General features: G+C 70.6%; 12 protein-coding genes. 5 read left to right on the top strand and 7 right to left on the bottom strand.

The window, feature by feature from the left end:
- Positions 1-18: 18 nt before the first annotated feature.
- The 5 genes from ACYVDG_RS12095 to ACYVDG_RS12075 form a co-directional block, all read right to left on the bottom strand.
- Positions 19-1,401 carry a lysine N(6)-hydroxylase/L-ornithine N(5)-oxygenase family protein gene (locus ACYVDG_RS12095; protein WP_460749785.1) on the bottom strand — a complete coding sequence of 461 codons (1,383 nt, stop codon included), beginning with the start codon at positions 1,399-1,401 and terminating at the stop codon, positions 19-21.
- A 70-nt stretch (positions 1,402-1,471) separates the two neighbouring features.
- Positions 1,472-2,131 (bottom strand): isochorismatase family protein, encoded by a 660-nt coding sequence (locus ACYVDG_RS12090; protein ID WP_460749782.1) that lies wholly within the window; start codon positions 2,129-2,131, stop codon positions 1,472-1,474.
- On the bottom strand, positions 2,131-3,810 hold the full coding sequence (locus ACYVDG_RS12085) for a (2,3-dihydroxybenzoyl)adenylate synthase (RefSeq protein ID WP_460749777.1): 1,680 nt from the start codon (positions 3,808-3,810) through the stop codon (positions 2,131-2,133). The genes ACYVDG_RS12090 and ACYVDG_RS12085 overlap by 1 nt, the downstream gene beginning before the upstream one ends.
- Before the next feature lie 2 nt (positions 3,811-3,812).
- On the bottom strand, positions 3,813-4,973 hold the full coding sequence (locus ACYVDG_RS12080; RefSeq protein WP_460749773.1) for an isochorismate synthase: 1,161 nt from the start codon (positions 4,971-4,973) through the stop codon (positions 3,813-3,815).
- Positions 4,974-5,112: 139 nt separating this feature from the next.
- Positions 5,113-5,880, bottom strand: a complete 768-nt coding sequence (locus ACYVDG_RS12075) for an SDR family oxidoreductase (protein ID WP_460749770.1) — start codon at positions 5,878-5,880, stop codon at positions 5,113-5,115.
- 510 nt (positions 5,881-6,390) lie between these two features.
- Here ACYVDG_RS12075 and ACYVDG_RS12070 point away from each other — a divergent pair.
- The 5 genes from ACYVDG_RS12070 to ACYVDG_RS12050 all read left to right on the top strand — a co-directional run bounded on the left by ACYVDG_RS12070 (position 6,391) and on the right by ACYVDG_RS12050 (position 10,708).
- Positions 6,391-6,750 (top strand): DUF3817 domain-containing protein, encoded by a 360-nt coding sequence (locus tag ACYVDG_RS12070; RefSeq protein ID WP_460749768.1) that lies wholly within the window; start codon positions 6,391-6,393, stop codon positions 6,748-6,750.
- 297 nt (positions 6,751-7,047) lie between these two features.
- Entirely contained in the window at positions 7,048-7,854 is an 807-nt protein-coding gene (locus ACYVDG_RS12065; RefSeq protein WP_460749765.1) for a peptidoglycan recognition protein family protein, read from the top strand.
- Positions 7,855-8,071: 217 nt separating this feature from the next.
- Positions 8,072-8,893, top strand: coding sequence for an alpha/beta fold hydrolase (locus ACYVDG_RS12060; protein WP_460749761.1), 822 nt, complete (start codon positions 8,072-8,074; stop codon positions 8,891-8,893).
- Between the two features lie 118 nt (positions 8,894-9,011).
- Positions 9,012-10,097, top strand: a complete 1,086-nt coding sequence (locus ACYVDG_RS12055) for an S-(hydroxymethyl)mycothiol dehydrogenase (RefSeq protein WP_460749756.1) — start codon at positions 9,012-9,014, stop codon at positions 10,095-10,097.
- Positions 10,094-10,708 (top strand): MBL fold metallo-hydrolase, encoded by a 615-nt coding sequence (locus ACYVDG_RS12050; RefSeq protein ID WP_460749752.1) that lies wholly within the window; start codon positions 10,094-10,096, stop codon positions 10,706-10,708. The genes ACYVDG_RS12055 and ACYVDG_RS12050 overlap by 4 nt, the downstream gene beginning before the upstream one ends.
- 71 nt (positions 10,709-10,779) lie before the next feature.
- Here the strand turns inward: ACYVDG_RS12050 and ACYVDG_RS12045 are convergent, their stop codons facing one another.
- Both ACYVDG_RS12045 and ACYVDG_RS12040 read right to left on the bottom strand, forming a co-directional pair.
- Positions 10,780-11,529 (bottom strand): DUF4352 domain-containing protein, encoded by a 750-nt coding sequence (locus ACYVDG_RS12045; RefSeq protein WP_460749748.1) that lies wholly within the window; start codon positions 11,527-11,529, stop codon positions 10,780-10,782.
- Positions 11,530-11,806: 277 nt separating this feature from the next.
- Positions 11,807-12,274, bottom strand: coding sequence for a GNAT family N-acetyltransferase (locus ACYVDG_RS12040; protein ID WP_460749745.1), 468 nt, complete (start codon positions 12,272-12,274; stop codon positions 11,807-11,809).
- Positions 12,275-12,292: the final 18 nt, after the last annotated feature.

The following is a 12,292-nucleotide window of genomic DNA, read 5'->3' as shown; positions in this document are numbered from 1 at the left end:
TCTTCGTTCGTCGATCGGCTACGGCTGCGCGGTGGTCAGGTCACCGGTCGGGGTGCCGGTGGTGTCGGCGGGCGGGGCGCCGACCGGGTCATCGGCTGGGGCGCTGTTGGGGGTGCGGGTCGCGACGGAGTCGATGATCTCCGCGACCCGGGTCGCGATATTGGACAGCAGCGACGCCGACACCCCGTGCGTGTGCTCGGTGCCGCCCTGGAGGTACAGGCCGCAGGTGAGGGAGTCCTCGGTGACGACCCGGTAGTCGCGCTCCACCGCCGGGCGCCCCTCGGGGGTGGTGACCAGCTGGTCGGCGAGGTCCCCCAGCAGGGGGCGCGCGTCGGCCGGGTGGTACCCGGTGGCGCAGACGACGTAGTGGGCGGGGACGGGGGTCTGCTTGCCGGTGACCAGGTCCTCCACGACCACGGCCACACCCTCGGGGCTCTCGGTCAGCCCGGCCACCCGGGAGGTGTTGTGCAGGTGCAACCGCTGGTTGCCGTGGACCTTCTCCGCGTAGTGGCGGCGGTACAGCTCACCGATCAGGTCCGGGTCGACCACCGAGTAGTTGGTGTTGCGGTGGTAGCCCATGATCTGCTGCTTGACGTCCTCGGGCGCGGAGTGGAAGGCGTCCACGGCCTCGGGGTCGAAGATGCGGTTGGCGAAGGGGCTGTCGTCGGAGGGGCTGTAGCCGTAACGGGACAGGACCGCGTGGATCTGGGCCTTGGGGAAGCGCTGGTGGAGGTGGTCGGCGACCTCGGCGGCGCTCTGCCCGGCGCCCACGACCACGAAGGAGCGCGGGTCGGCCTTGGGAGAGAGTTCGTCCAGGCGGGTGAGCAGGTACTCGTTGTGCCACACGCGGGCGGACTGCTCCAGGCCCTCGGGCATGCGGGGCCGCAGGCCGGGGCCGAACACGACGTTGCGGGCGCGCAGCACGGTGCGCTCCCCCTTGGCGCTCTCGGAGACCACGTCCAAGTGTGTGACGCGCTCACCCGTGCGGACGGGGCGGACCTCGACGACTTCGTGGCCGTAGCGGACCTGGTCGCTGACCCGCTCGGCGCACCAGGTGAGGTAGTCGTGGAACTCCTGGCGCAGCGGGAACAGGGTCTTGTGGTTGATGAAGTCGTGCAGCCGTCCCACGTGGTGCAGGAACGACAGGAAGCTGAAGTCGCTGGCCGGGTTGCGGGTGGTGACCAGGTCCTTGAGGAACGACACCTGCATGGTGGCGTCGTCGATGAGCATCCCCCGGTGCCAGCCGAAGGCGGCCTGCTTCTCCAGGAAGACCGCGGACAGCGGTGGGGTCGTGCCCTGTTCGCGGCGTTCGGCCAGGGCGATGGCCAGGCCGAGGTTCGAGGGGCCGAAACCCACCCCGACCAGGTCGTGGATCTCGGGTGAGTGGTCGTTGGGGGCCACAGATGTTCCTTCGCGGTGGTGGTCGTTCAGGGGCCGGGTCGCGGGCGCGTTGGCGTTCGGTTGGGGCACGTCAGGCCCCGGTGGGGGCCGGAACGTCCCGCAGGGCGCCCAGGGCCTGTTCGGTGGGGATCACGGCGGCGCAGCGCCCGGCGGCGTAGAGCAGGGCGGAGCGGTGGTGGTCGGCGCTGAAGTCGGCCACGGCGTCGGCGACCAGGAACGGTTGGATGTCGCGCATGAACGCGTCGGCGGCGGTGAGCTGGCAGCCGATGTGGGCGTACACGCCGGTGACGATGATCTGGTCGCGTCCCTTGGCGGCCATGCGCTCGGCCAGGTCGGTCTGGGCGAAGGCGCTGTAGCGCCACTTGGTGAGCAGCACGTCCTCGCCCTCGGGGGCGAGTCCGGCGGTGATGTCGGTGTGTTCGGCGACCGCCTTCATGCCGCCGCCCCAGAAGTCGCGCTCCAGTCCGCGCTGTTCAGGGCTCATGTCTCCGGGCTTGGCCGTGTACACGACCGGTACGCCGGCGGTCCGGCAGGCGGCGCGCAGGGCGGCGATGTTGGCCGTCGCCCCGGCCACCGGCTGGTTTTCCTGGTCGTAGGGGCGCAGGAAGTAGCGCTGCATGTCGTGCACGAGCAGCACGGCGCGGTCGGCGTCCACGGTCCAGGGAGCCCGGTTCTCGGGCAGCTCGTCGGCGGTGGGCAGCGGGTAGGGGTCGATGGTGGGCAGTGCCATCAGCGGTCTCCGGACGGGTCGGGTGTGTCGCGCTGGTCGCGCTTGGAGGTCTTGCCGACCGCGGTGGCCGGGAAGGAGTCCACGAAGCTGACGCGGTCGGGGATCTTGTAGGCGGCGAGCCCGCGGCCGCGCAGGAAGGCGAGGAGTTCACCGCGGGTGGGCGCCTCGCCGCGCGTGATGACGTAGGCGCAGGTGCGTTCGCCCAGGTAGGGGTCGGGAACGGCGACGACGGAGGCGTCGTGGACGGCCGGGTGGGCGAGGATGTGGTTCTCGACCTCTTCGGCGCCGATCTTCTCCCCGCCCCGGTTGATCTGGTCTTTGGCGCGGCCGGAGACGACGAGGCTGCCGGAGGGGTGGCGGCGCACGATGTCGCCGGTGCGGTAGAAGCCGTCGGCGGTGAAGGCGGCGGCGTTGTGCTCGGGCGCCTTGTAGTAGCCGCGGATCGTGTAGGGACCGCGGGTCAGCAGATGTCCGGCCTCGCCTTCGGGGACCGGGCGGTCGTGCTCGTCGACGATGAGGATCTCGTCGTGGTCGCTGATCGGGCGGCCCTGGGTGGCGGTGACCACCTCGGCGGGGTCGCCGTCGCGCGTGTAGTTGACCAGGCCCTCGGCCATGCCGAAGACCTGCTGCAGGGCGCAGCCCAGGACCGGGGTGATCCGGCGGGCCGCCTGCTCGGGGAAGGTGGCGCCGCCGACCTGGATCATGCGCAGTGAGGACAGGTCGCGTTCGGACTGGGATCCGTGCTCGACGGCGTCCAGCCAGAGCATGGCCACGGGCGGCACGACCGAGGTGAGGGTGACGCGTTCGCGCTCGATCAGGGCCAGGGCGGTGGCCGGGCTGGGGTCGGGCGACAGGACGACGCTGCCGCCCGCGTGCAGGACGCCGAGGAACCCGGGCGAGCTCATCGGGAAGTTGTGCGTGACCGGCAGGACGCCCAGGTAGACGGTGTCGACTCCAAGGGCGCAGATGTCCGCGCTGGCCCGGACCGAGTACAGGTAGTCGTCGTGGGTCCGCGGGATGAGCTTGGGCAGGCCGGTGGTGCCGCCGGAGAGCTGGAAGAAGGCGACGCTGCCGGGGTCGGGGTCGGCCAGGACCGCGGGGTCGGGCTCGGCACGCAGCTCGTCCAGGGCGGTGAACCCTTCCGACGGCTCCCCCGGGTCGCCCGCCACGATCACGTGCGCGAGGCTGGCGGCTTCCGTGCGCACCTCGGCGGCCATGGGTCGGCAGTCGAACCCGGCGTGGGTGTCGGAGGTGACCAGGGCCACCGCCTCGGAGGTGGCGGCCAGGTGGTGGAGCTCGCTGCGGCGGTGGGCGGGCAGCGCGTACACCGGCAGGGCGCCCAGCCGGAACAGCGCGAAGACCACCTCGAAGAGCGCGGCGGTGTTGGGCAGGTGCAGGACGACCCGGTCACCCTCGGCCACACCCAGCCGGGCCAGGCCGGTGGCCAGGGAGTCGGCTCGCCGGTCCAGGTCGGCGTAGGTCCAGCGGGTGTCGCCGTCGACGACGGCGGTGCGGGTGGCGAAGCGGGCGGCCCGGTCGCGCAGGAAGGCGGGGAAGGTCTCGCCGATCCAGTACCCGGCTTCACGGTAGGTGTCGGCGAGGTCCTTGGGCCAAGGGGTCCAGTCGGTGTCCGCGATGGCGCGGGGGTTCGGGCTGGGGGTCGGGGCGGTGCGGGTCATGGTCAGGCGGCTCCGTCCACGCCGAGTGCGAGCAGGAGGGTGCGCAGCTTGGCCGAGGTTTCGGCGAGTTCGGCCTCCGGGTCGGACTCGGGCATGACCCCGCCGCCCGCGTACAGCTCCAGGGCGCGCCCGGCCACGTCGGCGCAGCGGATGGTGACGACCCACTCGCCGTCCCCCGCGGCGTCGGTGTAGCCGACCGCCCCGGTGTAGAAGCCGCGGTCGAAGGGTTCGAGTCTGCCGATGGTGTCGAAGGCCCGGCCGGTGGGCGTGCCGCAGACGGCGGGGGTGGGGTGCAGGTCGGCGGCGAGCCGGTGCGCGGGCACGTCGGGGTCGGTGACTTCCCCGGTCACCCGGGTGGACAGGTGCCACATAGTGGCGGTCTTGATGAGCTCCGGTTCGGTGGGCACCGAGAGGCTCCGGCAGTGGGGGCGCAGGGCGTCGGCGACCGCCTCCACGACCACCGCGTGCTCGTGGCGGTCCTTGGCAGAGTTGAGGAGGGCGACGGCGCGGCGCTGGTCCTTGGTGGGGTCGGCGCTGCGCGGCGCGGACCCGGCCAGGGGGTTGGACAGGACGTGGCGGCCTCGCTTGGCCACGAGGAGTTCGGGGCTGGCCCCGATGAGGGTGCGGACCCCGGCGTCGCGATCGGGCAGGTCTACGGCGAAAACGAACGCGGTGGGGTCGCGCCAGATCAGGTTGGCCAGGACGGTCGCGACGTCGACGTCCTCGGTGCTCTCCACGTGCAGGCAGCGGGCGAGGACGACCTTGCGCAGCTCGGCGTCGTCCGCCATGAGCTTGACCGCGCGCTCGACGGCGGCGATGTGGGCCTCGGGTTCGGGGACGGGGGTGAGTGTCCACTGTCCGGCGAGCGGGCTCCACTGGTGTTCGTCCTTGGCGGCGCGGGCCGGTGAGGGCGACCATCGCACGGTCTCGGGTACGACCAGGTGGGCGGGCTGGGCGGCGTCGAAGGGGACGGCTCCCATGGCGACCGCGTCCTTGCCCGCGTCGGCGAGGACGGCGGGCAGGGCGTCGACCCGGTCCAGGGTGGTCAGGGCACCGGCGCCGTGGAGGGCTCTCGACGCGCTGGAGAAGAACGAGTCCCCTGGCCGGTAGGCCTTCAGGAGCTCGCCCGCCGTGGCCGCGGGGGCGGCGGTGCGCTGGGACATGGGTGTGGCCTTTCTGTGTCAGGCAGGCGGGTGGGCGGCCGTGGTGTGGCCGCCGGGTCGGCCGGGCGGCTTGCGGGCCGGCGGTGGCACGTGGGCGGGGTGGCCGGCAGGTCTGGGGCGGTGGCGACGGTGCGGGGTGTCAGCGCAATGTCGCTCCGCCGTCCACGTAGAGCTCGTGCATGGTGATGTGGCGGGCCGCGTCGGAGACGAGGAAGCGCACTGCCGCGGCCACGTCCTCGGCCTGGCCGAGCCGCCCCACGGGGATGCCGACCTTGAAGTGTTCGGGGTCGCCGTTGATTAGGGCTTCAGGGTCGGGCGCCATGGCGCGGAGCATCGGGGTGTCGGTGGAGCCGGGTGAGACGACGTTGCAGCGCACACCCAAGGGCGCCAGTTCGAGGCCGAGTGACTTGGTGAACGCCACGGCCGCGGCTTTGGAGGCGGCGTAGGCGGCCATGCCGGAGCGGGGGACCCCGGCCGCGTTGGAGGCGACGGTGACCAGGTGGCCGTGGCCGCGCGGGCCCATGCGGCGGGCGGCGGCGCGGCCGACGTTGAAGACCCCGGTGGCGTTGACCGCCATCATCCGGTGCCAGTCGTGGTCGGCGCAGTCGGCGACCGGTCCGGTGGTGAGGGTTCCGGCGGCGCTGACGACCGTGGTGACCGGGCCGAGGAGCGCCTCGGCCTCGTCGAAGAGGCCCTCGACGCGTGCTGCTTCGGTGACGTCCGCGGTGAGGGCGCGGGCCTTGTGGCCTTCGGCTTCCAGCATGCGGACGGTCTCGGCGAGTCCGTCCGGGGCGACGTCGACTGCGGCGACCCGGGCCCCCTGGGCCGCGAGGTCCGCGGCGACCGCTCGGCCGACCCCGCTCGCCGCTCCGGTGACCACGGCGACGGCACCGTCGATCCCGTTCACGCTCAACGTCTCCCCCTGGTGGTGCTGTGGCTGGTGGTGCTGTGGCTGGTGGTGCTGTGGCTGGCTGGACCTACCAAGGCAAGGCTCGCCTTGATTAGGCAATCCTTACCTAATTCTCGGCAAGTCTCCGACCGGTCACAGCCCGATGTCAACCGGAGGGTCGAAGTGACCTGGGTCACGCGCACACTCACCCAACCGGGAGGAAACCTCACACACAGCCAGCCGCAGACCACCGAGAGCAATGACGTTTTTCCAGGTCACGACGGATTCATGAGCAGCGAAGCCGCCAACTCACCCACCCCGGAAGCTTCCTGGCCACCCGGCGCACGCACCCCCGAAGCCTGTCCCGGGTGAGGCAGTTGTCACCCTCAGACACACCCCGGCCGGGTATCGGGGGGATTCAGTGCCACCCGGAATCAGGCACCGAGAAGGTTCATCTAGCCTGGATGCGGCCCGGAGCGGAGAGCCGGGACCTCCCCCGAACCGTGACGACCAGCCCGAGGAACCGCGTTGAGCATCAACCCCCGTACGACCGCCCTGGCTTTCCGTGTGGTGGCCGCCTTCGAGGCCTTCACCTGGGCCGGGCTCCTCGTCGGCATGTACTTCAAATACCTCGGCAACGGCAGTGAAGTGGGTGTGCAGATCTTCGGCGCGCTGCACGGCGGCGCGTTCATCGTTTACGTACTGGTGGCCCTGGGCGCCGCCTACCAACTGCGCTGGGGCGTGTGGCCGACGCTGGTCGCACTGGCCGCGTCGATCCCTCCCCTGGCCACCCTGCCCGCTGACTGGTGGCTGCACCGCACCGGGCGCCTGACCCCGCCCGAAGAGCGCACGCCGAAGGCCGCGGAGGAGCCCGAACCCGTCTCCTAACGCACGAGGAAAAAACACCCGGAGTAACTTCAGGGGCATCCAATACCCAACGGGCCGCGGAACCATTCCGTGGCCCGTTCCGCGTTTCCGATGAAGACACGTGAAACCCCTGAGAAACGTGAGGAAAAAAGGCTTTCCCGCTACCCCAGAGAGGCGAATCTGAACAGGGGGGTAAAGGGTTTACATGATGACCGGTAGCGGACAAAGGTTTTTACCGGTAACCCTTTGCGCACGGCGAGCGATCCATGTTCTGTTGTGCACTGGCAAGTAACCGCCTCAGTGAGAAGGGCTCCCCCCATGTCCCATCCACACGGACCCAACCGGCGAACACTCCTGCAGGGCGCGGCCGTTGCCTCCGGCGCCGCACTCGTGGGCAGCACGTTCGGCATCTCCACGGCACACGCCAACACCGGCGCAGCCGCGGCCGAACCGTCGCTGTACTTCCGCGACGACTGGAACGCCCGGCCGCCGTCGAGCCCCGTCCAGGTCCTGGACACCCCGCCCAGCTTCGTCGTGGTGCACCACACCGCCACCGCCAACAGCACCGACTACTCCGAAGCCCACGCCCTGGCACTGTCCAGATCCATCCAGAACTTCCACATGGACGACAACGGCTGGATCGACGCGGGCCAGCAGTTCACCATCAGCCGCGGCGGCCACATCATGGAGGGCCGCGACCGCGCCGTCCCCGCCGTGCGCGAGGGCAGCCACTGCGTGGGAACCCACGTGGCCGACAACAACAGCACGTGCGTCGGCATCGAGAACGAGGGCACCTACACGGACGTGGAGCCCACCCAGTCGCTCATCGACTCGCTGGTGGACACCCTGTCCTGGCTGTGCGGCGCCTACGGTCTCGACCCCCAGGACGCCATCCTGGGCCACCGGGACTTCAACGCCACCGAATGCCCGGGCGACGTGCTCTACGCGATGCTGCCGGACCTGCGCAGCAGCGTCTCCAGCGTGATGCAGGCACGAGGCCTGGAGATCGGCACGCCGTCGGTCGCCGCCGCGGACCGGCCCACCTACCCGCCCGTTCCCGAGGACGAGCCCCAGCGCGAGTTCTACCACGGCCCCGCACGGGGACCGGACGACTTCACCCGCTGATCCGGCGAGGACGCTTCCCCGTTCAGCGTCACTCGTTTCAGCGATCCGTCTAGAGCGGTTCAGGGGCGGTGCCGGGTCCGGCACCGCCCCGCCTTGTGCCTTCATCTCCCTGCTTTGGAGGCCCGTCCCTCCGCTCCCGGATGCGTCCCTCCCCCGCACTGTCACAGCCCCTGGTTACGATCGGGGCGGCCTCGACAACCGCTGCGGAAGGAAAACTATGGCTGCGCAGGGACCGACCGAGGTGTTCGCGTCCAGCCAGGGAGCGGTGCGCTGGGGCTCCGTCGGCTCCGGGGAACCCGTGGTCCTACTGCACGGGACGCCGTTCTCCTCATTCGTGTGGCGGGACGTGGCCACCGCGCTGTCCTCCCGGTACCGGGTCTACTTCTGGGACATGCCCGGATACGGCACCTCGGAAAAGCGTTCGGGGCAGAGGGTCTCCCTGGCCGCGCAGGGGAAGGTGTTCGCTGAGCTGCTCGCGCACTGGGGGCTGGACCGGCCCCGCGTGGTCGCCCACGACTTCGGCGGGGCGGTGGCGCTGCGCGCGCACCTTCTGCACGGGGCCGCCTACGCGCGCCTCGCACTGGTCTCACCGGTCGCCCTGGCCCCGTGGGGCTCGCCGTTCTTCCGGCTGGTGGGCGAGCACACCGAGGTATTCGAGCAGCTGCCGCCCGCCCTGCACCGGGCGATGGTGGCCGAGTACGTGAGCTCGGCCAGCGCCAAGGGACTGTTGCCCGAGACCCTGGAGCGCCTGGTGGAGCCGTGGACCGGCCCGGAGGGACAGCCCGCCTTCTACCGGCAGATCAAGCAGGCCGACCAGGCGCACACCGACGAGGTCCAACGGCTGTACACCGGGATCGACCTGCCCGTCCTCCTGGCCTGGGGCGAGGAGGACACCTGGATCCCGCCGGAGCGGGACCGCGAACTCGCCGCGCTGATCCCCGGCGTGAGCGCGCATCCCGTCGCGGGTGCGGGCCACCTCGTCCAACTGGACGCCCCGGCCCAGCTGACCGCCGCCCTCAGGGAGTTCCTCGACGGGTGATCCGATCCGGAGAGGTTGCCGGTGACCGGTATCGCTCGTGGGGTGAGCGGGGAGGAATGCCACTGGCGGGGTGCCCTCCGGCGCCGCGCACCGGCCACGAGTTGCAGGGAGAGTCCTCATGTCCCAACAGGTCCAGGGTGTGATCTCACGCGCGAAGGGAGCACCGGTCGAACTGACCACCATCGTCGTCCCCGACCCGGGACCGGGCGAGGCCGTGGTCAGAATCCAGGCGTGCGGTGTCTGCCACACCGACCTCCACTACCGGGAAGGCGGGATCAACGACGACTACCCCTTCCTGCTCGGCCACGAGGCCGCAGGCGTGGTGGAGTCCGTCGGCTCGGGCGTCACCCACGTGGCCCCCGGCGACTACGTCGTCCTCAACTGGCGTGCGGTGTGCGGTGAATGCCGCGCCTGTAAGCGGGGACGGCCCCAGTACTGCTTCGACACCCACAACGCCGAGCAGCCGATGACCTTGGAGGACGGCACCGAACTGTCCCCCGCGCTGGGCATCGGCGCTTTCGCCGAGAAGACGCTGGTCGCCGCCGGCCAGTGCACCAAGGTCGACCCGGCCGCCTCCCCCGCCGCGGCGGGGCTGCTCGGCTGCGGGATCATGGCCGGGATCGGCGCCGCCATCAACACCGGAGGGGTGGGCCGAGGCGACTCGGTGGCGGTGATCGGCTGCGGCGGTGTGGGCAGTGCCGCGGTGGCGGGGTCCCGGCTGGCCGGGGCCGACCGGATCATCGCCGTGGATCTGGAGGACCGCAAGCTGGAGTGGGCTCGCGGGTTCGGCGCCACACACACCGTCAACGCGGGCCGGACCGACCCGGTCGAGGCGATCCGCGAACTCACCGGCGGGTTCGGCGCGGACGTGGTGATCGACGCGGTCGGTCTCCCCCAGACCTACGAGCAGGCGTTCTACGCCCGCGACCTGGCGGGCACCGTCGTGCTGGTGGGTGTGCCCACCCCGGAGATGCGGCTGGAGCTGCCGCTGCTGGACGTGTTCGGCCGAGGCGGAGCCCTGAAGTCGAGCTGGTACGGGGACTGCCTGCCCTCGCGGGACTTCCCGATGCTCATAGATTTGTACACGCAGGGCAGGCTGGACTTGGACGGGTTCGTCACCGAGGAAATCGGCATCGGTGACGTCGAAGAGGCCTTCGCCCGCATGGAGCGGGGCGATGTACTGCGATCGGTGGTGCGACTGTGAGTGACGCGCGAGTGGAACACCTGACCACGTCCGGGGTCTTCACCCTGGACGGCGGTTCCTGGGACGTGGACAACAACGTCTGGCTGGTGGGCGACGACGAGGAGGTCGTGGTCGTCGACGCCCCGCACGACGCCGAGGCGATCGTGGCGGCGGTGGACGGGCGCAGGGTCGTGGCGGTGCTGTGCACGCACGGGCACAACGACCACGTGAACGCCGCCCCGGCGGTGGCCGACGCGACGGGCGCGCAGATCCTGCTGCATCCCGAGGACCGGGTGCTGTGGGACATGACCCACCCTGACCGGGCCCCGGACGGGGAGCTGGCTGACGGGCAGTCCGTGCGGGTCGGGGGTACCGAACTGACCGTGATCCACACGCCGGGCCACGCGCCGGGGGCGGTGTGCCTGTACGCGCCGGAGCTGGGCGTGCTGTTCAGCGGCGACACCCTTTTCCAAGGCGGCCCGGGGGCGACGGGGCGGTCCTACTCGGACTTCCCGACCATCGTGGACTCGATCCGGCGCAGACTGCTGACGCTGCCCGCGGAGACGGTGGTCAACACCGGGCACGGCGACTCCACGAGCATCGGCGCGGAGGCACCCAACATCCCGGCGTAGCCGGTGCCGGCCAGGGGATGCGGGGGCGGCCGGGGCGGGCCAGGGACACTGGTCCGCCCCGGCCGTTCTGCTCAGTCGAGCCGGATCTCCACCGGGTCGCCGAAGCCCCAGTTGTCCGTCACCTCGAGGGCCACCGCGTCGGTGCCCTCCGGAACGTCGAAGGCGGCCTGTCCCGTGACCTGGTTTCCCGGGTTGATCTGTTCGATGAAGAACGTTTGGTCGATCAGCGTCGTGCTGGTGGAGTGGCTGTTCCCGTCGGCGTCGACCAGGGAAAGCGCGGTCTCGTCGAAATAGGTGGCTTCGCTTCCGCTGTTTTCCACCGTCATTTCAACGATGACGAACTCCCCTTGGGCGTGCTCTTCGAAGAACTCGTCGCTGAACGTGGCCGCGGTCTCGGTGCCGTGCACGGTGACCATCCAGTCGCCGACCTCACCGGTGCCACCGATCCCGACGCTCTCGGCGGCGTCCTCGGGGGCCTCCTCCGTGGTCTCCTCGGCCGCTTCGGAATCGCCCTCCGCACTGCCGGACGCGGTCTCGGCTTCCTCCCCGCCCCCTGCGGTGCAGGCGAACATCCCCAGGACGAGTACGAACGCGGCCAGCAGGAACCACGGCCACTTCTTGCGTTTACGCACCGGCGCAGCCTGGGGCGGGCCGTACGGCGGGTACCCGTACGGGGGTTGGCCGTACGGGGGTTGGCCGTACTGCTGTTGGCCGTACTGCGGCGGTCCGTACGGCTGCTGGCCGTACCCCTGAGGACCGCTGTACGGGGGGCCGCTGTGTTGGGGACCGTACTGCGACGGCCCGTCCTGCATACTGCTCATGGCACACGCCTTCCTGAAAACAACCCCTCGGGGGTTCGGGGAACCCCTGCTTCCAGGGTCGCCCCGTTTTCTGGAAAAGAAGGCCATGTGCGGTCTATGTTTTTCCACTGAACAGACTCTGCACCGGCAAATTTATCGGCACGAAAAACCGGGGTCGGCAACTTTCTCGGTATTCCTGGAAAATGTTTCCGGTTTTGGCCGCCTATGGACGTTGACGTGCCTTGCGGGGCAGGCGGTGAACGGGTAGCCGTGCTCGCGGATCCCTGCCCGCGCCCGCTCAGCCGAGGTCGATCTCGGCGATGACCTCGCCGTCCTCGTCCACGCGGCCGGTCTTGCGGAAACCCAGTGCGAGGTAGAAGTCCTCGGGTCCGCCCTCGCCTGGGACCCAGGACACCGTGACCCGGCTGTTCCCCCGGCGGCGGGCCTCGGCGAGGGCTCCCAGCACGGCGAAGCGGCCGTATCCCCTGCCTTGGAGGTCGGCGGCGACGTTCAGCCGCCAGATCGCGGCGCGGTCGTCGGGGTCCTTCGCGCCGGGGTCGAACTCAACCATGACGAAACCGACCGCCTGGTCTCCGTCCATGAGCAGGCGGGGCCAAGCGGTGTCACGGGCCGTGTACGCCTGGGCGAGGGAGCGTTCCACCGTGGCGACGAAGCGGTTCTGGTCCTCGCGGACTTTGACCGCGATGGCCGTGTCGAAGTTGTCCTGGGTGATCTCGACTAAGCGCAGGTCCGGGGTGTCAGTCATGGGCGGCACATTACGTCA

Source organism: Nocardiopsis oceani (assembly GCF_054777395.1).
This window is presented reverse-complemented; position numbering and strand designations above follow the sequence as displayed.